This is a genomic window from Acidobacteriota bacterium, from assembly GCA_040752915.1.
In the GTDB taxonomy this organism is placed as follows: Bacteria; Acidobacteriota; UBA4820; order UBA4820; family DSQY01; genus JBFLVU01.
This window is the reverse complement of sequence record JBFMHB010000013.1, coordinates 1-22024: the sequence shown is the minus strand read 5'-3', so window position 1 is coordinate 22024 and position 22024 is coordinate 1. Positions and strand designations below refer to the sequence as shown.

The window sequence follows — 22024 nt, the reverse complement described above, 5'->3', positions numbered from 1 at the left end:
CCCGATCACTCCTTCCGTCCGGACAGGAGGGCCCGGATTTCCGCGAGGGAGGCCTCGATTCGGTCGAGGCGGTCCCGGATCTCCTGGAATTGCCGTCCGAAAACCTCCATCTCCTCGATTTCGCGGATGAGTTCGGGAAAGAGCCCCGATTCGGCGCCTTCACCCCCGCCGGATTCGGGGGCCTCCTCGGGGTAGAAACGCCTCAGGGCCTCTTCCAGGCTCGACTGGGGCGCCACCATGGGCACCACCGACTTGCCCGTGACCTTTTCGAGGTTCTCGATGGTGTCCAGGTCCATGGGATCCGCGAGCGCCACGAACAGGCGCGCCCCGTCGGACTTGATCGGCAGAGCGTGGAAGCGCAGGGCGAGCCCCCTGGGCACGAGGGCCAGGACCGAGGGGGCGATCTCCAGGTTCGCGAAGGAGACGCAGGGCATGTTGAGCTGGCGGGAGAGGAAGGCCGTCAGCACGTTCTCGTCGATGAAGTGGAGCTGGATGAGGGTGGATCCGAAGCGAGTGCCCCTCAGTTTCTGCTCCTCGAGGGCGATCTGGAGCTGGACTTCGTCGATGAGGTTGGCCTCCAGAAGCAGGTCCCCCAATTTGGGCCGTCCCATGTGGATTCGCCTCCTTATAGCGTACAGTACACCGGGAGCCTCCCGGGCGGCAAGGAGCCTTTCCGGGCATCGGTTGAGGGGACCAACCATGGGACGAAGGCATGGCCTGGCCATCCTGATCTGGGCGTGGACGTGGGGCGGCGCACTCCTGCGGGGCCAGGCTCCGGCCGGAGCGTACTCCGCCGTGGACGCCCACGCCCTGGCGGCCCCCGTCGAGGCCGAGCGCACGGTGGAGTCCCTGGCGGCATACCTGACCGGCCCAGGGAGCCCCGCCCGCACGGAGGAGGAAAAGGCGAGGGCCCTCTTCCGCTGGATCGCGGACCGGATCGCCTACGCCGAGCCGGAGGGGACCGTCGAGGCGCCCCCCGCCCAGGTCCTCTCCGCCCGGGAAGCCGTGTGCTTCGGGTACGCCGGCCTTTACGAAGCCCTCTGCGCCGCCTCGGGCCTGAAATGTGCCGTCATTTCGGGATTCGGAAAGGGAAGGACCTACCTCGTGGGCGACGCCACGGAAGGCCCCCCCAACCACGCATGGAACGCGGTCTGGGCCTCGGACCGCTGGAACCTGGTCGATTGCACCTGGGGGGCCGGACGGACCGATGAGAAGGGACGTTTCGTCCGCCGGTTCGACGGCTTCTTTTTTTTCACTCCGCCCCGGCTCTTTTTCGAAACCCACTTCCCCGACGATCCCTCCCATCAGTTTCTGGACCCTCCCCTGTCCCGGAAGGCCTTCGAGGCGCTCCCCCACGTCCAATCCACCTTCCATGAGCTGGGGCTTTCCTGGATCGGGGGCCCTCCGGCGCGCCTCCGGGTCGGCGAAGAGGCGGTCCTTTTCGTTGAAGCGCCCCGGAACGTGTGCCTCATGGCCCGTCTCCTGAGCCGGGACGGCGCGGACCAGGGCGACCGGACCCTGGTCCTGCGGAGCGAGGGAAGGGTCACCGTGCGCGCCCTCTGCCCCTCCCGGGGCCTCTACGTCCTCCGTCTCCTCGCGCGGAGGGGCGGGGGTCCGGAGCCCCTCGCCTGGGCGGCGGACCTGCTCGTGGAGGCCTCGGCGGGCGCGGGGCCGGAGTCCCGGTTTCCCTACCTGTACCAGGAATACGTGGACCTCGGTTGCGCCCTGCTCTCTCCCCTTCGAAGCCCCCTGGGGACCGGGCGGAGGGAGACCTTCCGCCTCACAGCTCCGGGAGCGGTGGAGGCCGTCGTGGTGACGGGCCGCAAGTGGGAGCGGCTGAGGCCGGGTCCGGGGGGGTTCGAGGGAACGGTCAAGATTCGGCCGGGGGAGATCAAGGTTGCGGCCCGCTATCCGGACCGCACCGGGTATACGGTTCTGATCCGCTTCGACGCGGCGCCCCCGGGCCAAGACAGGTCCGCTCCCTCGAGAGGACCCTCCGAAAGCCCTGAGGCGCCCTAGAGGGCCAGGAGCGCCGCCTCCACCTCGTCGATGACGTAGTCCGGCGTGGAGGCCCCCGCCGTGAGCCCCACCACCGAAAACCCGGCCAGCCAGGCGGGATCGAGGTCTTCCTTCCCCTGAACGAGGGCCGAAGGCTTGATGCGGGAGCAGATTTCGAACAGGTGCCGGGTGTTCGCCGACTGCTTCCCGCCGATCACCACCACGGCCCCCACGGAGGGGTCCTGCGCGAGTTCCCGGGCCGCGTCCTGGTTTTGTTTCGTGGCGTAGCAGATGGTGTCGGCCCGGCGGGTGTTGGGGTTCCGGGACTCGATGTGGGTCACCACGTCTTCGAAATCCTCGGCGTTGAGGGTGGTCTGGTACAGAATCCGGAGGGACGGGTAGGCCTCCCAGGAGATCTCCCGCGCCTGGTCCAGGCCCTGAACGATGTGGTAGGTGGAGGGATCCAGGTCCCGGGTGTATCCCACCACTTCCCGGTGCTGGGGGTCTCCCACGAAGACCAGGTGGGCGCCCTCCTCCAGGGCCGCTTGCGCTTCCTTGTGGATGTCGTACACGAATTTGCAGGTCGTATCCAGGATCTCCAGGCCGAGGCCGCGGGCCCTCTCGTGGAACGAGGGTGGGACGCCGTGGGCCGAGAAGACCACCACGGGCTCCGCGACCTCCTCGAGGCTGTGGACCGTCCTGATTCCCAGCCTCTCCAGGTCCTCCACCACGCGCTCGTTGTGGACCACCTGGCCCAGGATGGCCCCCCGCCCCCCCTGGGCGGCGAACCGGCGGACCTTGAGGTCCGCCACCCTGACGCCCGAACAGAAACCGTACTTCTTGGCCCGAACGACCTTCATGGTCCTCTCCAACGACGCGGCGCGGCCGGTCATTCCGTTCCCCCGCGCCGGCAGTATAGGACATGTGGCGCCCGGGGGAGGGCGCCGGGCGGGAGGGGACCGGCCTCGCCGTTTCCATCTCTCCGGCCGCAAGGCAGGCCGTTGCATCTTCGCCGTCACGGGTCTAGGCTCGTCGTGCGGGGACGGCATGAAGCGAATTTTGATCGTGGACGATCACCGGTCCTTTGTGGACCACTGGAAGGCCTTTTTGGAGGACCGATACCCCGGCCGGGTGGCGGTGGAGACCCAGACCGATCCCATGTCCGCCGTCCGGTCCTTCGGCCCCCACCTCCACCTGCTCATGCTGGATCTGGAGATGCCCGTGCTGGACGGCCGGAAACTCCTGGACGTGGCCGTCGCCCAGGGGGTCGACCGGCGCCGCGTGGTGATCACCAGCGGATGGGACGCCGAGCGCCTTCACGCGCTCTTTCCGAGGGGCTCCTGCCTGGCCGTGATCAACAAGGAGGAGCCGGCCCAACAGGCCGCCTTTCTCATGATCCTCGATTCGGTGATGAAGAAGCCGTGAGGCTGTGGAAAACTCTGGCCGCAGGAGGCAGGCGCCTCCCGCCGGGGCGTGGTCCCGTAAACTTCCGGCGGCAACCCGACGTATGTCTCCTCTTGGAACGGAGGATGGAATGAAAAAGCACCGGTCCGGCGGGTTTCTCTGCGTCCTCACCCTGGCCCTTCTCGGGACGGGCGCGGCGGTCCGGGCTCAGGAGGGAGAAGGGACCCTGTCCCTTTCACTCCAGGATGCCCTGAAGATCGCACTGGAAAAAAACTTCGACGTGCGGGTCCAGGAGATCAATCGGGACCAGGCCCAGGCCGCGCTCAAAGGAGCCTACGGCCTTTACGACCCGAACCTCTCCTTTGACTGGTCCACGGGGGTCAACCGCCAGCCCACGTCCAGCGTCCTGCAGGCCGGGGGCTCCGCGAGCCTCTACATGAGCCGCCAGGACCAGTACAACCTGGGGCTCTCCCAGTTCGCGCCGTGGGGCCAGACCTTCACGCTCCAATGGGACAACTACAAGTCCCGCACGAACTCCCTGTACTCCATCCTGAACCCCACCTACGGGAGTTCGGCGGCCCTCGGGACGACCGTGCCTCTCCTGAAGGGCTTCGGAAAGCAGGTCGCCAGCCGCTCCGTCCTCCAGGCCAAGATCGACCGCACCGTGGCCGACGCCCAGTATCAAGCGGGCCTCCGTGACGCCCTCGTCCAGGTGGAGCGGGACTATTGGAACCTCGTCTACGCCATCCGCGACCTGGAGGTGCGCCGCCGGTCCCTCGACCTGGCCAAGACGTTCCAGGAGGAGACGCGGAAGAAGATCGAGGTGGGCGTGCTGGCCCCCATCGAGCAGGTGGCCGCCGACGCCCAGGTGGCCGCCCGCGAGCAGGAAATCATCGCTTCCCAGCAGGCCGTGGGGGACTCGGCGGACATCCTGAAGCTCGCGTTGGGGATCACCCAGGACAGTCCGGAATGGCTTCAGGAGATCCAGCCCACCGACGAGGCCGTGGTCACCGGAGGGGAGTACGAAGAGAAGGACCTTCTCGCCCAGGCCCTGAAAACGCGCCCCGAATTGATCGCCGCCAAGGAGAAGGTGGAGCGCGCCAAGCTCGATACGCGTTGGTCCAAGAACCAGACCCTGCCCAGCCTGGACCTCTCGGCGGGCCTCACCTACAACGGCATCTCGGGCTACTACGTCAACCCGCTCACGGGACAGGTGAGCGACCTGACCTTCCCCGACGCATGGGAGCAGGTCACGGGCCTCGATTACAAGTCCTACTACGTGGCCCTGGCCCTCAAGGTCCCCCTGGGCAACCGGGCCGCCCGTTACCAGTTCCAGCAGTTCCGGCTGGCCCAGACGGCCCAGGAGATCGCCCTTCAAAAGCAGACCCTGACGATCGCCAACGAGGTGCGCTCCAGCCTGAGGGGGTTGGAGGCCGCGCGGAAGCGCGTGGCCGCCGCCCGGCTCACCCTCCGCCTTCAGGAGGAGAAGCTCGACGCCGAACGAAAGAAGTACGACAACGGCCTGTCCACGGCCTTCAACGTGCTGTCCTACCAGAACGACCTGGCCGCGGCGGAATCCGGCCTCCTGAGGGCGATCCTCGATGCGAAGCTGGCCATGTCCGCGCTGGACCGGGCCGTGGGGGTTTACTTCGAGACCCACGGCATCGAAATCAAGTAGTTCCTGAGGTCCTTGATCGCTTGATCGCCGGATCAACCGGTCGCCGACTTCTCGGAAGGGGAGGAAGTCATGAACGAGAACAACCCGACCCACGGTGAAAACCGCCCGGAGGCCGTACCCGCGGAGGCCCCCACTCCGTCCGCGCCCGCCCCGGCCCCCATCGCCCCCCTGCAGGCCGTGACGGGGGCGTTTCTCTCCCCTGGGGAGACGTTCAAGCGGATCGTGGAGCGCCACTGGACTCTCGTCGCCGTCCCGCTGGTCCTCATCATGATCTTCAACGTGGTGAGCGTGGTCTTGATGCGGAACCGGGTGGACATGAAGCAGTTCGTGCGGGACCAGATCCGCCAGAGCCGCTTCGCGGACCAGCTCAGCGACGCGCAGATCGAAGAGGCCGCCGAGAGGGAAGCCTCCCGGCCCGCCGCCTTCACCGCCTTTTTCGCCTGCCTCTTTCTCGTGGTGACGGTGCTCTTCCTGGCGGCGCTCTTCTGGCTGGTGCTCCTGGCCTTCGGTTTCGAGATCAACTTCAAGAGGAGCCTGCTGGCGGTGGGCTTCGCCATGCTCCCCATGACGGTCGCCGCCGTCCTCTTCATCGTGATCCTCTTCGTCAAGGACCCCAACTCCATCGACATCCAGAACGCCCTGGCCACGAACCCGGCGGCCCTCCTGGACCGCGAGTCCACCTCCAAGCCCCTGTACGCGCTTCTCCAGTCCCTGGACCTCTTCAAGGCCTGGATGATCTTCCTCCTCTCGGTGGGGCTGGCCGCCGCCGCCCGCTGTCGGGTGGCGCCCGCCGCCGCCGCCGTGGTGGTCCTTTACTTCGTCTGGGTCGGCGTCCGCGTGGCGCTCGCCGCCATTTTCTAGGTGCCCGCGATGACCAAGAAGCGCCTCTGGATTGTCCTGTCCGCCGCCGCCGTCCTCCTCCTCGTGATCGTCCTGACCGCCGTCAACAGCCGGCCCAAAGGGTTCGAAGTGGAGGTCCTCAAGACCGAACGGGGCGAGGTGTCCCCGACGGTTACGGCGGACGGGCTCATCGCCGCCAAGAACGCCGTGAACATCTCCTCCCAGGTCATGGGCGAAATCGTGTCCATCCCCTTCCTGGAGGGAAGCGCCGTTAAAAAAGGCGATATCCTGGTCCAGATCAACCCCGACACCTACCAGCGGGACGTGGCCTCGGCCCTGGCCAACCTGCAATCCGCCGAGGTGGGCGCGCGGCAGGCGCGGGTGACTCTCGCCCAGCGCAAGAAGGATTGGGAGCGGGCCGAGGACCTCTTCCGCAAGGGGATCTTCTCGGCCTCGCAGAGGGACGACGCCCGCCTGGCTCTGGACCAGGCCGAACTCGCCGAAAGCTCCGCCGCCTCGGCGGTGGCCCAGGCGAAGGCCTACTTCCAGAAGGCCCAGGACAACCTGGCCAAGACGACCCTGCGATCGCCCATGGACGGGGTCGTGACGGCGGTGAACGCGAAGGTGGGCGAAACGGCCGTCATGGGCACCATGAATTTCTCGGGAACCGTCATCCTCACCGTTTCGGACCTCAGCGAGATCATCACCGAAGTCCAGGTGGACGAGGCCGATTATCCCCGGCTCAAGCTCGGCCAGCCCGTCGTCGTCATCGTGGACGCCCTGGGCGGAAGGCGCTACGACGGAAAGGTGATCGAGATCAGCGCCTCGGCCCGGCCCGGGGCCAGCGGCACCCAGGCCAACATCCGACAGTTCCTCGTGAAGGTCGCCGTCACCAACCCCGATTCGGACCTCAAGCCGGGCGTCACCGCCCGCGTGCGGCTCCTTGCCGACAAGCGGGAGAACGTGATCCGCGTCCCCGTTGGAGCCATCCGCACGGAGGAGAAAAGCGGCGAGCAGGTCTTCTACGTCTTCGTCTCCGACAAGCAGAAGGCCGCCAAGAAGATCGTTCAGACCGGCCTGTCGGACGACCTCTTCACCGAAGTCACCGAGGGCCTCGAGGAGGGGGACGAGGTCGTCATCGGCCCCTACAGGATTTTGAGGAACCTCAAGGAGAACGACCGCCTCCGGCCCAAGGTCCTCAAGCCGGAGGACTTCGTGAAGAGCCGCACCGCGCCCAAGACGGAGGAGCCGGGTGACTGACGACGTGCTCATCGAGGCGCGCGGCCTCGTCAAGGACTACCCCATGGGGGACGAGGTCTACCACGCCCTCCGCGGGGCGGACCTCACCGTGCGACGCGGCGAGTTCATCGCCATCATGGGTCCCTCCGGATCGGGCAAGTCCACGCTCCTCCATCTCCTCGGCTGTCTGGACACGCCCACGTCCGGCACGTACACGCTGGCCGGCACCCCGGTCCACAGCCTCCCGCCCGACGAACTCGCGGAGGTGAGGAACCGCGAGATCGGCTTCATCTTCCAGATGTTTTTCCTCCTCCCCAGGGCCAGCGCCGTGGAGAACGTGGAACTGCCCCTCATCTACGCCAAGGTCCCCCCCGGCGAGCGGCGCCGGAAGGCCATGGAGGCCCTCCAGTTCCTCGGCCTGGAGACCCACGCAGCCCACCGCCCCAACCAGCTCTCGGGCGGCCAGCGCCAGCAGATCGCCATCTGCCGCGCGCTCGTCAACAAGCCCAGCCTCATCCTCGCCGACGAACCCACGGGGAACCTCGACTCCAAGACGAGCGAGAACATCATGGGACAGCTCGTGCGGCTCAACCGGATGGGCAACACCCTCATTCTCGTCACCCACGAGCCCGACATCGCCGCCTACGCGCCCCGGCAGGTGCGCATCCGGGACGGCAGGATCGTCTCCGACGAGGTCGTGCGCAAGGCGGAGGGAGGCGAGCCATGACCGCCGCCATCCGAAAGGAACAGATCTACGGTTTCTGGGGAAGCGTGGCCGAACTCGTCCGCATCGCGCTCAGGGCCATCCTGGCCAGCAAGATGCGCTCCTTCCTCACGGTCCTCGGCATCATCATCGGAGTCCTCAGCGTCGTGGCGGTGGTTTCCATCATGCAGGGCGTCTTCGCCGCCTTCTTCGCGGAGTTCAACTCCCTGGGCGCCGACACCATGTTCGTTCGGCCCAACTACGAGATGTCCAGGAGCCGGGTGGATGCGGTGAAGCGCCTGAAGATGACCTACGCCGACGCCCTGGCGATCAAGGACGGGGCCCCGCTCGTCAAGGAGGTGGCCCCCTTCGTCATGCGCGGGGACACCATCGCCTACCGGAGCCAGCGCGACACCACGCAGATCATCGGTACCACGGAGCCCTATGCCCCCATCAACAACCTCGACCTGGAGTCGGGACGCTTCATCGGGCCCATGGACGTGGCCACCCGCCGAAAGGTGTGCGTGGTGGGCCAGGACATCCTGGACAAGCTGGCCATGCCCCCCCAGTGCCTCGGAGAGGAGATCCAGATCGGACGGGGCACCTACACCATCGTGGGCCTGCTCGAGAAGAAGGGCGGCTCCTTTGGCCAGAGCCAGGACGACCAGATCTTCATCCCCTTAACAGCCGCCACCCAGCAGTACGGGCAGGACATCGCCAACACGGTCTTCATCCTGATCCAGATCCTCGACCCCAAGCAGACCGACAACGCGGTGGAGCAGATCTCCACGGTCCTGCGCCGCACCCACGGCATCCGCTTCGGCCAGCAGGACGACTTCCGCATTTTCACCGTGGAGGCCATCAAGAGGGTCATCGACCAGTTCACGGGCATCTCCACGATGGTGGTCACGGCCATCGTCTGCATCACCCTCGTGGTCGGGGGCATCGGCATCATGAACATCATGCTCGTCTCCGTCACCGAGCGGACCCGCGAAATCGGCATCCGGATGGCCGTGGGCGCCAAGAGGGTCCACATCCTCTACCAGTTCCTCATCGAATCGGTGACCCTCTCGACCCTCGGGGGCATCGTCGGACTCTTCCTGGGCGTGGGCCTGTCCCACTTCGTGGTCTTCGTCCTGAGAAAGACCGTCTCCGAGACCTTCCCGCCGGCCTACGTGCCCTTCTGGATCGTCCTGCTCTCCCTGGGGTTCGCCGCCCTCACGGGCGCGGTCTTCGGCGTCTACCCCGCCGTCAAGGCCAGCCGCCTCGACCCCATCGACGCCCTCAGGTACGAGTAGGGATCCCTTTCGGCCCGACAACGACGCTTGCAGGATGAGACCCGAACCTCCCCGCGCAGCAGGGAGGTTCGCTCTTTTCGGGTTCGGAGGCTCCCGCCTCCAATCCTCCCGCGCTATAATCCCTTCTCCAAGGGGGGCGCCATGAAGACGCGCGTGACGGAACTCTTCGGCATCGAGCATCCCATCGTCCTGTCGGGCATGTCGTGGATCTCCACGCCGGAACTGGTGGCGGCGGTGTCCAACGCGGGAGGCCTGGGCATCCTGGCGACGGGCGTGTACAACGCCGGGCAGACCCGCGAGGCGATCCGCAGGGTTCGCTCCCTCACCGACCGCCCCTTCGGCGCCAACGCCACCCTGTACTTTCCCGGAGCGAGGGAGAACGCCCAGGTCCTCTTGGAGGAAAAGGTCCCCGTCATCAATTTCTCCATGGGCAAGGGGGACTGGATCGTGAAGGGCGCCCACGCCTACGGCGGGAAGGTCATCGCCACGGTGACGACGGCCAAGCACGCCCAGAGCGCGGCCTCCTACGGGACCGACGCGGTCCTCGTGACGGGGAACGAAGCGGCGGCCCACGGTTCGGGGGTTTCATCCATGGTCCTCATCCCCAGGGTGGCCGACGCCGTGAAGGTCCCCATCGTGGCGGCGGGGGGCTTCGCCGACGGCCGGGGCCTCGCGGCGGCGCTCGTCCTGGGGGCCGACGGCGTGGCCATGGGAACGCGCCTGATGAACACGAAGGAGAGCCCGGCCCACGAAGGGTGCAAGGCCGCGTGCCGGGAGCGGGAGGCCGAGGACACCCTCTACACCACGCGGTTCGACGGACAGCCTTGCCGCATCCTCCTTTCCCCCGGAGGAAAGCGGGCGGTGAAGCGCGGCCTGGACCTGAAGCGGGCCGCCTTCAACGGGGTGGAGATCTCACGGATGCTTGGCGTTCCCTACCTCAAGATGGCGGCGGGGGTTCTCGCCTCGGGGTGGAAAAACACCCTCCAACTGGCCCACCTGGCCAACGCCTTCAAGGGCTTCCGGCTGGCCTGCACGGAGGGGGACCTGGAGCGCGGCGTCCTTCCCCTCGGGCAGGCCTCCAGCCTCATCGCGGACACGCCCACGGTGGCCGAGGTGCTGAGGCGAACGGTGGAGGAGGCGGAGGCCCTTCTCGCGCGCCCCCGCGCCCTCTGAAGCCCTACGGCGCCTCGATCCATTCGGCGACGAAGCGGGCCACGTCCTCCCAGCCCTTCTCCTGAAGCACCCAGTGGGCGTGCTCCGGAAAGACCTTGCAGGGGGCGCCGTACTTCTTCGCCACGTTCTTCACGACGGCGGCGGGGGTGATGCGGTCCCTCCCCCCCGCCACCACCAGCACCGGACAAGTCACCATCTTCTCGTCCACCTCGGCGGCGCGCCGGCCGTCGAGGAGCCAGAAACCGATTTCGAAGGCCGCCCGGCCCGATTCGTGGACGAACTGCGCGTAGGCCTTCCGCCTTTCGTCCTCGGGCAGGAGTTCCATCATGGAGTAGACCGCCTCGGCGTAGGTGATCTTGAAGGGCTTCCGCCAGAAGCCCCAGGTGGTCATGGCGCTCCAGAAGGACCGGATCACCGAAAGGCGGAGGGCGAGGACCCCCCGCGGCGCCGCGGGAGTGAGGAGCACCGCCTTTTCGCACAGTCCCCGGGAGGCCAGGATCTGGGCCAGGATGCCCCCCATGGAATGGCCCACGACGACGGGCCGCTCGGGCAGGGCCCGGATCTGGGCCTCCAGATCGGCGGCGTAGTCCAGAAGGCTCGTGACACCGAGTCCCTCGGGCGGCGGGGCCTGCGGAGGGACGTCGTGGTGGCGCAAGGTGGGGGCGTGGCAGGTGTGGCCCCGCTCCTCGAAAAAGGACCGGTAGTTCGTCCACAGGTGCGCGCCGCCCCACATGCCGTGGATGAGGAACAGGGTCCTGCCCATCTCTCCCCTCCTTCCTTTGCGCCAGGATCGGCCTCCTGAGGACGCCCAGTCAATGGGCCCGGCCGGCCCACGGAGCCGGTCCGGCTTGCCGGTATTTACCCGACCGCATCGGGAACGAGCGTCCCTCTCTAACCTTCCGCCTTTACGGGGGTCACGGTTTGCGTCTAGAATCACCGCGCCTGGAGGCGCCATGGTGTCCGAGAGAATCCGCGTCCGTTTCGCGCCGTCTCCCACGGGTCACCTCCACCTGGGAAACGTGCGGACGGCTCTTTTCAACTGGCTTTACGCCCGCAAGAACGGCGGCGCCTTCATCCTGCGTCTCGAGGACACGGACGCCGCGCGGTCCACGGAGGAGAGCGTCCGCTCGGTCCTTCAGGACCTGAGGTGGCTGGGCCTTCACTGGGACGAGGGACCGGAGACAGGGGGGCCCTTCGGTCCCTATCGCCAGACGGAGCGCTACGGCACCTATCGGGCGGCCGCGGAACGCCTCCTCCAGGAAGACAAGGCCTACCCCTGCTTCTGCTCCCAGGAGACGCTGGACGCGGGCCGCGAGGCCGCCCGCGCGGCCCAGCGGACCTTCGTCTACCCGGGCACCTGCCGACATGTGGACGCGGCCGAGCGGGCCCGGAGGATCGCCTCGGGCGAGCCCCATTCGCTCCGCCTCAAGGTCCCGCTAAAAGCCGTCACCTTCACGGACCTGGTGCGCGGGCCCGTCTCCATCCACACCTCTCAGTTCGGAGATTGGATCCTCACCCGCCCGGACGGTTCGCCCACCTACAACTTCGCCGTGGTCGTGGACGACGCCCTCATGGGCGTGACCCACGTGATCCGGGGGGAGGACCACCTCTCCAACACCCCGAAGCAGATCGTCCTCTACGAGGCCTTGGGGTTGGAGGCGCCCCTCTTCGGCCACCTCTCCATGATTCTCGGACCGGACGGGGGCAAGCTCAGCAAGCGCCACGGCGACGTCTCCCTGGACGCATTCCGCTCCCGCGGTTTCCTTCCGGAGGCCATGGTGAACGGACTGGCCCTCCTGGGGTGGTCCGATCCCGGAGGACGGGAGGTTCTCTCGGCCCGCGAGATTCTGGAGGCCTTCTCGCTGGAGCGCGTGAACAAGGTGGCCGCGGTGTTCGACGAAGGGAAGCTGCGCTTCCTCAACCGGGAGCACCTCAAACGGATGGCCCCGGAAGCCCTGGCCTCGGCGCTTGCCCGGCCCCTTCGCGGGGCGGGCCGGCTTCCCGAGGGGGATCTCTCCGCCGAGGCGCTCGCCTGGCTGGCGGACCTGGGTCAACTTCTCGTCGAGCGGATGGATCTCCTCTCCGAAGCCATCGCCGCCTCCGACCCCGTGTTCGTCTTCGATCCCGAAGCCATGGATGAAGCGGCGCGCGCCGCGCTTGCGGAACCCGGGGCCAGGGAGGTGGTTCGCGCCTTTCTCGATCGAGCCGCGAAGGCGGACCTCGCCCTTCCCGGAGCGTATCGTGAGGTGGTCCTCTCCGTTCGGGACGCGCTCCGGGTCAAAGGGAAGGCGCTCTTCCACCCCATCCGGGTGGCCCTCACGGCCCGCGAATCGGGCCCCGACCTGGAGCGCCTGGTGCCCCTTCTGGAGCGCGGCAGCCGCCTGGATCTGCCCGTGCCGGTCCTCCCTCCCGCCGAGCGCATCCGAAGGGTCCTGCGGGTCATGGAGGGGGCCCAAAAGGCGTTCTGAAGAGACGAGCCCGGGCGGGACCGCCTGTCAAACCCGGAATGAGCGAAAGGATTCCGGAGCGGGGCGGGACCTGCTCAGGGCCTTGGTCGAACCGGAAAAAGCCTGAGGTCTTACCGGGGCTTCCCCAGTCCGTCAATTCTCAGATCCTTCGCCCCGCCTTGTCGCCCGAGGCCGCGCGAAGTTCGGCCGCCAGGGGGCCGGCATCGTATAGAGCCTCCAGGGTTTCCAGAACGGCGCTGGAGGCCACGGCCACGCACCGCGCCCGGGACTCGTCGTAGTAGAAGCGGCGGGAGAGCCCCTCCCGGTTCCGGTCGAAGACGACTCCCACGACGTACCCCTCTCGGTCGAAGCAGGGGCTTCCGGAGTTGCCGCTGATGGTGTCGCAGGTGGCGGCAAAATTGAGGACGGTGGCGAGGTCGAGCCGCCCCCGCCCTTCCTGGTACCTTTGCGGCAGGGCGTAGGCTCCCCTGCCCCCGAAGGCCGCGCTCCGATCGTACAGGCCGAAGAAGGTCGTGAAGGGCGGAACGGTCTGGGACGGGGTCTCGTAGCCGGCCACCCTTCCCCACGTCAGGCGGGGCGAGAAGGTGGCGTCGGGGTACAAGGACTTTCCGTGAACGGCGAAGCGGGCCCCGGCCAGGATCTCGGCGGCCGACTCGAGGGGGGCGGCCACCTCCTCGCGCAGGCGCCGGCTGCGTTCCCGAAGGATGGGATCGGCCCTTCGGGCCAGGGCCAGAAGGGGATCGGCGGACGCCCTGACGGCCTGTTCACCGCCATCCAGGAGCCCTTTCCGCACCGAGAGGTCGCCCAGCCGGGTGCCGCCCACCGACTTCCGGGCCACCTCCTGGGGCGACTCCCCGTCGAGAAGTGCGCGGACCAGGGGGTCGTCGGGGCCCAGTTCGGTCCGGAGCCACTCGAGGGCCGTGGCGAGGTAGGCCTCCTGGAGGTCCGCGTGGAGGGGGGCCGGACTGAGGATTTCGGACCTCAGGGTTTCGAGGTTGGCCTCCTGGTAGGGCTCGAGGCGGCTCCCGTCGGGTTTGGCCGTCTCGACGGGATACCGCACCAGGGCGAGGGCGAGCTTGCAAAGCGTCCCGCCGGGCATGTCCCCGCCGTAGAAGGTGGCCTTGAAGCCCCTGCGGCGGACCTTCTCCGCCCGCGCCGCCTCGCGCAGGGCCCGGCGGACCTCCTTCCGGAGGGAAGGTCTTCCCGAGAGGGCCTCGAGGAGGGCCCGCTCCTCCCGCCTCTTTCCCTCCAGCAAGTCCGGATCGCGCAGGGCCTCGAGTTCCCCGACCACCGTCCGCCGCGCGTTGCGGATGCCGTACAGCGCCCCGTAGGCCCTGCGGGTCTCCTCCGTACCCCGCGCACCGTACGCTTCGAGCCCGGCGATGAGGGCCTCGATCTGCGCCAGGCGGGTGGGGTAGGACAGGTCGCGAAGCGTCTCGATCTGGGAGGCCGTAAGGAGCCGGAGCGTGGCCCCCGGGTTCCCCGCCACGAAGACGACCTCGCCTTCGCTCGGAGGGTTCTCCCGAAGGGGCAGGTAGTGCGTCACCTCAAGGGGCCGGCCGTTGTCGTACACGCGGAAGAGAGCCACGTCGAGGTCGTGCCGGGGAAAGGCGAAGTTGTCCGCGTCCCCGCCGAAGAAACCCACGGCCTTCTCGGTGGAGAAGACGAGGCGGATGTCGGTGAAGCGGCGGTAGAGGTAGATCCAATACTCCCCGCCGCGGTAGAGGGTCTCGCTCTCGCACAGGAGTCCGGTCTCGCGCATTCTGGCGGAGGCGAGGCTCGCCAGGACCTCCCGCCTCCTGGCCTCCGCTTTCTTCGAGGAAAGGCCTGCCACGGCCTCTCGCACGGCCTGGGTGACGTTCTCCATGCCCTCGAGGCGGTGCACCTCCAGGTCGGGGCATTTCAGCTCCTGTGCCTCGGTAGGGGCGTAGAAGCCGGTGCGCACGTAGTCTTTCTCCGGAGTGGAGACCTTCTGGAGCTGGCCCAGGGCAAGGTGCTGATTGGTGAGCAGGAGTCCGCGGGGGCTCACGAAGGCACCCGAGCCCCCGTCGTTGATTCGCACCGAAGCGAGACGCACCCGCTCGATCCACGCCGCATCGGGACGGAAGCCGGTGCTCCGCTCGATCCGCTCCACGGGAATGCTGTCGAAGGTCCACATCCCCTCGTCGGCCCGCACCACGAAGCCGGAGGCCGATACCACCGCCCAACCCAGGAGAATCCCCGCCGCGATCCTCATCGCCCTCCCCCCCCTTCGCCCCCCGTCAGCGGGGCCTCCATGACCAGGGCCGGCGCCCCGTCGGAGTAATACCGTTCGATCCGGCCGAGTTCGCCGAAGCCGTGCTTTCGGTACAGGGCGATGGCGGGAGCGTTGGACTCCCTCACCTCCAGGTGGATCCGCTCCCCCCCCAGGGACCTGGCCTGCTCCAGGGCGTGGACCAAGAGCGCCTCGCCCAGTCCGCGACGGCGGAACTCGCGGCCCACGGCGATGTTGATCAAGTGCGCCTGTTCGAAAATGACCCACAGGAAGGCGTACCCGGCGACCCGCCCCTCCTGCTCCACGACGAAGCTGGAGCAGAAGGGGTTGGACATCAGTTCATGGCGGAGAGCCTCCAGGGGCCACGGGTTGGGGAAGGAGTCCGCCTCGATGGCCGAGACCTCCGGGAGGTCCCTGGCCGCCATGGGCCGCACCGCCCCCCGCACGTCCGGCCCCTTTCCCATCGGCCCTCGCCCTCCCGCCGGCCGCCTACGGCAGCGGGTGGCCCGTGATCCGCTCGTACGCCTCCCGGTACTTCTCGGAGGTCCTGGACACCACCTCCTCGGGCAGGACGGGCACGGGCGGCTCCTTGTTCCACCGGATGGACAGCAGGTAATCCCTCACGAACTGCTTGTCGAAAGAGGGCTGGGACTTTCCCGGCTCGTAGAGGCTGGCGGGCCAGAAGCGGCTGGAATCGGGCGTCAGGACCTCGTCGCAGAGGATGACCTCGCCTTCGTACAACCCGAACTCGAACTTCGTGTCGGCGATGATGATTCCGCGCTGGAGGGCATAATCCGCGGCGTAGTTGTAAACCGACAGCGTCAGCTCCCGCACCCTGCGGGCCAGACTCTCGCCGAGGAGGGAGGTGGCGGCCTCGAAGGAGATGTTCTCGTCGTGTCCCGTCTCGGCCTTGGTGGACGGCGTGAAGATGGGTTCCGGGAGCCGGTCGCTTTCCTTCAGGCCCTCGGGGAGCCGGATGCCGCACACCGCGCCGGTCCTGCGGTAATCGTTCCAGCCCGAACCGGACAGGTATCCCCGCACGACGCACTCCACGGGGAGCATTTCGGCTTTCTTGGCCAGCATGAAACGCCCTTCCAGTTCTTCCTTGTAGGGGCAGAGAGGCGAAGGCAAATCGTCCACGTCCGTGGAGATCAGGTGGTTCTTCACGATGTGCTTCGTCTTCTCGAGCCAGAACTCGGTCAGGAGATTGAGCACGCGGCCCTTGTCGGGGATCCCGTTGGGCAGGACGTGGTCGAAGGCGGACAGCCGGTCCGTGACCACGATGAGGACCTGGTCCTCCAGGTCGTACATGTCTCGGACCTTGCCGCGGGAGATCCGTCGGATTCCTTCGTAGTCGGTTCGGGTGACCACCGGTCGCATGCGCACGTCCTCCCATCCGGGGGATCCGGACCCCCGGGGTCCTTGCCAACCGTTCAGGGGCGGTCCCCGCCGCCCGCGGCGCCGGCTCGCGCGGAGGGGAGCGGCCGGTCCACGGTCACGCGCCTTCCCTGCCGCGCCACCGTCAAGTCCTTGCGCCGTCCAGCGGCCTGGGAGAATTCCTCCGCCTCCCCTTCGCTGTCCCACTCCGTCGCCCAGGTGAAGGCCCGGCCGTTTGCGGGCCCCTGGTACACCCGGTAGGCGTCCCCGGCCCAACCTTCCGCGGCCTTTCGGGCCTGCTCCTCCCCGGCGCCCCACTCCATCAGGAGGATGCGCACGTTGAACTCCCCCCACACTCCCTGGGAGACCTCGGCCCACCCGGACGGCAGTCCCGAAAGGGAGGGGGCGGCCACCCTCATCGGGGGGTCGGTGCGGTTCAGGGCCTTCTCCGGGTGCAGCACCTGCTCCATGGAGAGCGGGGGGGCACGGTAGAGCCCGTTGAGCTCCGCCGCCCCGCCCCGGTCCACCGCCGCCTGAACCAGCGCCAGCCCAACCATGTACCCCGCCAGGAGGTTGTCCTGGATGTAGGCGGGCGCCGACTGCCCCAGAAGTTCCCTCCCGAGGGCCAGAGAGCCCATGAAATCCGCCGCCTCGGCCTGTCTCGCGGGGGAGAGCTTCAGGGCCCCGTACAGGTACCGCATCATGACCCAGGTCGCGTCTCCCTCCACCAGGCAGCGCGCCGCCGAGGCGCGGTCCTCGTTTTCCCGGTCCTCGATGGGCAGGTCCAGAAGCGGAAAGTGCTGGTCCACCAGCGCGTGCGCCAGTTCGTGCACCAGAAAGACGTCGGAAAGCGAGAAGCCCTCCACCTCCAGCCCCGCCAGAAGCTCCTCCTCACCCAGGGGGGCCGCGCTCACGTAGAGCACCTTGTCCCGGGGATCGTAGAGCCCGACCACTTGTTCCTCCAGCAGGGACTGGAGGACGGCCCGGAGGTTCATCTTCGGGGGGATCAGGCCGAAGGCCTTGAGGACGGCCTCGTTCTTCGGCCACTCGGCCTCAGGAAACTCCCGCTCCATTTCCCGACGCACCACGGTCCGAAGCACGTCGGGCTCCACCCTCCGGATCGGGACGGGGCGCTGGAAGGAGAGTCCGCGGAGGACCTCCACCTGTTTCTGGAGGTCCGCGATGCGGTCCTCTGCCCCCCACGCCGAGAGAGTCAAGAAAGCCAGGAGCGCGAATCCCGCTTTGCGCATGGGGACATTGTCCCATCGGGACCCTGGGGGGTCAACTTCGCCTTCTCGCCGCGAGGACCTTCAAGAAAGAGGCTCGTCTGGAGAATCTGTGCAGGCCCCTGAGCTAAATCGCCGTCCGCCAAAGGCGGATGGCGGCGTCCCGGCGCCGTTGGGCCAGATGCGCGAAAGGCGAGCGGGCGGACACCGACTCGTACTTGGGTACGTGGAGCGTGTCCGCCCGCGAAGCCTGACAAAGCAGATGGTCCGACGCCGCCGGCGCACTCATTGGGGTGGGGGGGGGCGAACGGAACCAGCCAGACAGGCCGGCCCGCCCGAAGGGCGGCCGGGCGGGAGAGGCGCCGGGAGGAAAGGCTCTAGGAAGACCGCCTGATGGCCCTCCTACGATGCCCTCCGAAGAGGCCCTTGGTGAGGAGGGCAGCAGGGGACGCCTTTCGGACCGGCGCCTCCCGCCCAAAGCCAAGCGCACCCAGCGCTTGGTCGGCCTGCCCCACCCTTCGAGACGCACAGATTCGCAAGAGGAGCCAAGAAAAAAGGCGGGCCCGCGGGCCCGCCTTCTTCAAGGGTCGGGATGTCGTGGAGCGGAATTACTTCTTCCCGCTCGCGGGCCTTTCGGAGGCCGCGGCCACCTTCACCAGGAGGGGATCGCCGTCGTAGCCCAGCGCCTTCCAGTCCATGCGCTGGCCCGTGTCGTGGCAATCCAGGCATCCCAGGGCGTGCTTCGAGGGGACCACCTCGTGGTAGATGCCCATGTACCGGACCGTGTCCACCCAGAAGTACCGGGCGTCGTGGACGCCGTAGGCTTCCTCGGCGGCCCCCCGGATCGCCTCGTCCAGCTTCCCGCTGGCGAAGAAGGCCTCCACTTCGATGGGAAGGATGTACTCTTTGCCCTCGAGCACGGGCATGCGGCCCCGGTGGAGCTTGAAGGGGAAGATCCGGGCCTTCGGGTCCTTGCGGCTCCCCTCGGGGGCCATCATGGAGACGGTTCCGTCCGGGTTCTTCCGGATGGCGTGGCCGGGTAGGAGCGCCCGCGTCTTGCCGTTGTACCAGGCGTACACAGGGGTCACGTCCTTCTGAAGGGTGATGGTGGCGGCGTACTTGTCCTTCTCCGCGTCGTAGGAGGGTTTGGACCAGTCCCGCACCATGTCCGTCGCGTCGGCTTTGGCGAAGGTCGGGATGTGGCACGCGGCGCACGCCACGCGCGCGGCGTGGGTGTTCAGGATCTGAGAGGCGTGGGGCTTCCCTCCGTGGCACTCCTCCGTGTCGCAGGAGAGGGGCTTGGAGGGCATGTCCGTCCCCGAAAGGTCGGCGCCCCGGCCGCGAACGCGGTGGTCCTCCCCGGCGTGGCAGTCCACGCAGCTCAGGCCCGCCCCGTCCTTCGCCATGTGCACGTCGAACTCGCGGGAGCACTCGGTCAGGGCGTATTCCAGGTCCCCGCGCTTGAAGTTGGGACCGCCCCCGGAGCCCGCGTGACAACGCAGGCAGGTGGCCAGGGTCGGCATGCCGATGCGCTTGGCCACCGAATCGAGGCCTTCGGGGTTCTTCCAGAGGATGGGCCGCCACTCCCATCCGCCCTTTCCGTTGTCGTACAGGCTCCGCTGGTAGCCCCGGGCGTGGCACATGAGGCAGTCGATGTTCTCGAGCTGTTCCGGAGACATCTTTTCCGCGGGCAGGAGCCCCAGGCCGGCGTGGCACTTGGAGCATCCCTGGGTCAGCAGGTCTCCCCTCGAGTTCCGGGTCTCGCCGATCCAGTTCTTGATGGGATTGGTGCAGAAATCGTTGGTCGTATTGATCTTGCCCAGGCTCTTTCCGTCCGAGTTCACCAGGTCCGGGGTCTGCCCGCGCCACTGGTAGTGCTGGGAGTGAAAGAAGGTCTCGGCCTCCTTCTGGTGGCACTGGAGGCAGGTCTTCGTCCCCTCGTAGTGGTCGAAGTACTTCTGGTGGCTGTACTCCTTCCCGGCCGCGGCCGCCGCGGGCGCGGCGGCCAGGGCCAGAAGGAGCAAACCGAGGGCGAGGCGCCGCATGGGACCCTCTAGAACCTCACGCTCATGGAGAGGGTGGCGACGCCGGCGCTGGAATACGTCGGGTAGCCCAGAACGGGCCTGGAGTCGAGCTTCTTGGGCGCTCCGATGTGCCAGCCGGAGCCCGAGTACTCGTAGTCGTAGTAGGTGTAGTCGAGCTTGAGCTGGAAGCGCTTGTTGATGCGGTGGAGCAGGTAGGCTTCCCAGACGTCGCCGCGGGTGTTGGTCTTCGCGGCGAGGATGTCGTCCTGGGCCGGCGTGAAGTTGAACCAGTACTTGGAGCCGTGGTTGTACTCGAGGCCGACGCTGGTGGCCTTGTTGGCGAAGTTGTAGCGGCCGCCCACGTAGATCATGGACCCGGAGTGGGACGTGGGGGTCTCGAAGGGATCGCAGAAGAGGCCGCCGAAGGGCGTCGTCACGTTGTCGGGCCGGCTCTTTACGTAGTTCACGTTGGCGAACCAGTCGAAGGGGCCGTCGGTGCGCTGGACCAGAAGGCCCGCGATGTCCATGTCGCCCAGGTTGGCGGAGGGGGAGTACCGCATCAGGACGGGAGCGGCGATGGGGGCGCCCGTCACGGGGTTGTTCGGAAGGACGATGAGGCCGTTGAAGCCGTCGGTCAGGTTGAAGGCTCGGGCCACGGTGGTCTGGACGAGCATCTTTTCGGTGCTGTAGATGTCCCAGTTGAATCCCAGGAACTGGGCGTCCTTCAGGCGGTCGGCGGGTTGCAGGAGCTGTTCGCCGTTGCCCCATCCGCTTTCGTAACCGAGGCCGTAGCAGAGCCGGAAGGTGGACTTGTCGTTGATGTGCCAGCCCGCCGTGATGCCGTCGAACTGGAAGTCGATGAGGGAGCCCATGGGCGTCCCGGCGCGCAGCTCCCCTTCCCGCAGGTTCATCGGCGGGCCGTTGGTGGAGGGACGACGGCCGATGGAGAGGTAGATGGGTTTGCCTCCGATGTTGTTCCAGGTGAAGTAGGCGCGGTCCACGCGGAGGACGTCGGAGTTGGGGACCCCCGTGGTGTTGCCGTCGATGGCGAAGCTGTTGGACTGGCCGTTGAACATCTGCACGCCCGTGGAGTCGCCCCAGGTCTTGTACATGGAGAGGCGCCCCGAGAAGGTCACGTCCTTGGCCACATCGGCGTCCATGTTCAGGCGCAGGCGACTCGTGTACAGGATGCTGTTGTTCCAGTCATACCCGGGGCGGGCGGCGTAGGGCGTCAGGGAGGACATGAGCATCTGCTGCATCTGGGGGGGGAACATGCCCATGGTCTTCTTGAGCTGGTCAAAGGTGAGATGGTCCGTGAAATAGAGGTAATCCCCGTAGTGGCTGGCGATGAAGGACTGCACCGCGCCGGGGTTGGGCGGAAGCATGCCCGTGGCGCCGTAGTAGAACAGCGTATTCACGACCATATTCTGCATGGCCATCCCGTCCACGTAGGCCGGCATGGAGCTGTCGAAAGAGTGGGCCTCGAAGCGGAAGTCGCCGCCCCAGCGGATCCGGTCCAGCGCGTCCTTCTTCTCCACGGAGTCGAGGCGCTTGCCCATCTCCTTGAGTTCCTGCCGGATGGCCTGCACGTCCGCGCTCGCCGCCGGCCCCTTGGACGCTTCGATCTGGCTCAGACGCTGTTCGAGCTCCGCCAGCCGGCGGCGCATGGCCTCCACCTCGTCGCCCGATTGGGCCCAGCCGAGCAACGAAAAGGCCGCCGCCGCGAGTACCGCAAGAATGCGCTTCATGGTCTTGGTCTCCTTCGTCACGGGAGCGGCATCAGCCGCAGGTCATGGGGTGCTCGGAATCGGCCGCGTGATCGACGATCCACTCCTTTAGCACCTTCAGCATATCGGGCGTGATCGCTTCGGTGACGGGCTTGTTCCCGTGCGCGGAATCAATGACCGCCTGATGCGCCGAGACGTACTTGGTCTCAAAAAAGCGCTCCCACTGCTCGCCGATGAGGGTCATGGGCGTGTACTCCCCCGACTTGGACCCTTCGGCGTGACAGGGCTTGCAGTACTCCTTGAAGAGAGTTTTCCCGTCGGCCGGAGCGTCCTTGGCCAGGACCACCACCGCCACGAGAGCCATCCCCACCACCCAGGCGACTCGGTGGGGGATTTGCCCTTCTCCATTCCGCTTCACCATTCTTGCCTCCTTGATCGACCGCGCCGCGCGGTTGGACACAATGATACACGCCTTGCCATCTAACGGACAGCACACCATTTGACCCGCTTTGCGTACTGGGTTATTTGCACCACCACAGTCCCTGTCGTCATTTGCCCATGTCCGTTGCTCGGACGCCCTGGACCCACCGTGTTGCCCAGCCTACCGTCCGCGTG

The 22024-nt window shown here is 67.3% G+C and carries 19 protein-coding genes; 9 read left to right on the top strand and 10 right to left on the bottom strand.

Translation table 11 applies throughout. From position 1 onward, the window contains the following. Positions 1-5: 5 nt before the first annotated feature. Positions 6-611, bottom strand: a complete 606-nt coding sequence (locus AB1824_04155; GenBank protein ID MEW5764148.1) for a hypothetical protein — start codon at positions 609-611, stop codon at positions 6-8. An 88-nt stretch (positions 612-699) separates the two neighbouring features. Here AB1824_04155 and AB1824_04150 point away from each other — a divergent pair, with 88 nt between their 5' ends. Next, positions 700-2019: a transglutaminase domain-containing protein gene (locus tag AB1824_04150; protein ID MEW5764147.1), complete on the top strand. Its 1320-nt coding sequence runs from the start codon at positions 700-702 to the stop codon at positions 2017-2019. Here AB1824_04150 and ispH read toward each other — a convergent pair. Continuing rightward, positions 2016-2858 (bottom strand): 4-hydroxy-3-methylbut-2-enyl diphosphate reductase, encoded by an 843-nt coding sequence (gene ispH / locus AB1824_04145; protein MEW5764146.1) that lies wholly within the window; start codon positions 2856-2858, stop codon positions 2016-2018. The genes AB1824_04150 and ispH overlap by 4 nt on opposite strands. Positions 2859-3045: 187 nt before the next feature. On the opposite strand from ispH, the gene AB1824_04140 reads away from it, so the two are divergent. The 7 genes from AB1824_04140 (at position 3046) to AB1824_04110 (ending at position 10333) form a co-directional block, all read left to right on the top strand. After that, positions 3046-3423 (top strand): response regulator, encoded by a 378-nt coding sequence (locus AB1824_04140; GenBank protein MEW5764145.1) that lies wholly within the window; start codon positions 3046-3048, stop codon positions 3421-3423. A 109-nt stretch (positions 3424-3532) separates the two neighbouring features. After that, entirely contained in the window at positions 3533-5080 is a 1548-nt protein-coding gene (locus AB1824_04135) for a TolC family protein (protein MEW5764144.1), read from the top strand. 69 nt (positions 5081-5149) lie between these two features. Next, positions 5150-5941 carry a Yip1 family protein gene (locus AB1824_04130; GenBank protein MEW5764143.1) on the top strand — a complete coding sequence of 264 codons (792 nt, stop codon included), beginning with the start codon at positions 5150-5152 and terminating at the stop codon, positions 5939-5941. Between the two features lie 9 nt (positions 5942-5950). Continuing rightward, a complete protein-coding gene (locus AB1824_04125; GenBank protein ID MEW5764142.1) occupies positions 5951-7180 on the top strand; it encodes an efflux RND transporter periplasmic adaptor subunit in 1230 nt (409 codons plus the stop codon). Then, the gene (locus tag AB1824_04120) at positions 7173-7886 is read left to right on the top strand and encodes an ABC transporter ATP-binding protein (protein ID MEW5764141.1); all 714 of its coding nucleotides are present in this window, start codon (positions 7173-7175) and stop codon (positions 7884-7886) included. Before AB1824_04125 ends, AB1824_04120 begins: the two co-directional genes overlap by 8 nt. Then, positions 7883-9160 (top strand): ABC transporter permease, encoded by a 1278-nt coding sequence (locus AB1824_04115; GenBank protein ID MEW5764140.1) that lies wholly within the window; start codon positions 7883-7885, stop codon positions 9158-9160. The genes AB1824_04120 and AB1824_04115 overlap by 4 nt, the downstream gene beginning before the upstream one ends. 141 nt (positions 9161-9301) lie before the next feature. Next, positions 9302-10333, top strand: coding sequence for a nitronate monooxygenase (locus AB1824_04110; protein MEW5764139.1), 1032 nt, complete (start codon positions 9302-9304; stop codon positions 10331-10333). A gap of 4 nt (positions 10334-10337) precedes the next feature. Here AB1824_04110 and AB1824_04105 read toward each other — a convergent pair whose 3' ends face one another. Beyond that, positions 10338-11096 (bottom strand): alpha/beta hydrolase, encoded by a 759-nt coding sequence (locus tag AB1824_04105; GenBank protein ID MEW5764138.1) that lies wholly within the window; start codon positions 11094-11096, stop codon positions 10338-10340. 190 nt (positions 11097-11286) lie between these two features. On the opposite strand from AB1824_04105, the gene gltX reads away from it, so the two are divergent. Beyond that, positions 11287-12801, top strand: a complete 1515-nt coding sequence (gene gltX / locus AB1824_04100; GenBank protein ID MEW5764137.1) for a glutamate--tRNA ligase — start codon at positions 11287-11289, stop codon at positions 12799-12801. 139 nt (positions 12802-12940) lie between these two features. Here gltX and AB1824_04095 read toward each other — a convergent pair whose 3' ends face one another. The 7 genes from AB1824_04095 to AB1824_04065 form a co-directional block, all read right to left on the bottom strand. Further along, positions 12941-15037, bottom strand: coding sequence for a S46 family peptidase (locus AB1824_04095; GenBank protein ID MEW5764136.1), 2097 nt, complete (start codon positions 15035-15037; stop codon positions 12941-12943). Next, positions 15034-15519: a ribosomal protein S18-alanine N-acetyltransferase gene (gene rimI, locus AB1824_04090; GenBank protein ID MEW5764135.1), complete on the bottom strand. Its 486-nt coding sequence runs from the start codon at positions 15517-15519 to the stop codon at positions 15034-15036. The genes AB1824_04095 and rimI overlap by 4 nt, the downstream gene beginning before the upstream one ends. A 25-nt stretch (positions 15520-15544) precedes the next feature. Further along, positions 15545-16435, bottom strand: coding sequence for a phosphoribosylaminoimidazolesuccinocarboxamide synthase (locus AB1824_04085; protein ID MEW5764134.1), 891 nt, complete (start codon positions 16433-16435; stop codon positions 15545-15547). Positions 16436-16488: 53 nt separating this feature from the next. Next, positions 16489-17682: a hypothetical protein gene (locus AB1824_04080; protein ID MEW5764133.1), complete on the bottom strand. Its 1194-nt coding sequence runs from the start codon at positions 17680-17682 to the stop codon at positions 16489-16491. A 584-nt stretch (positions 17683-18266) separates the two neighbouring features. Further along, positions 18267-19703, bottom strand: coding sequence for a hypothetical protein (locus tag AB1824_04075; protein MEW5764132.1), 1437 nt, complete (start codon positions 19701-19703; stop codon positions 18267-18269). Positions 19704-19711: 8 nt separating this feature from the next. Then, positions 19712-21430, bottom strand: a complete 1719-nt coding sequence (locus tag AB1824_04070) for a DUF3373 family protein (GenBank protein MEW5764131.1) — start codon at positions 21428-21430, stop codon at positions 19712-19714. Positions 21431-21461: 31 nt separating this feature from the next. Beyond that, positions 21462-21830 carry a c-type cytochrome gene (locus AB1824_04065; protein ID MEW5764130.1) on the bottom strand — a complete coding sequence of 123 codons (369 nt, stop codon included), beginning with the start codon at positions 21828-21830 and terminating at the stop codon, positions 21462-21464. Between the last annotated feature and the right edge of the window lie 194 nt (positions 21831-22024).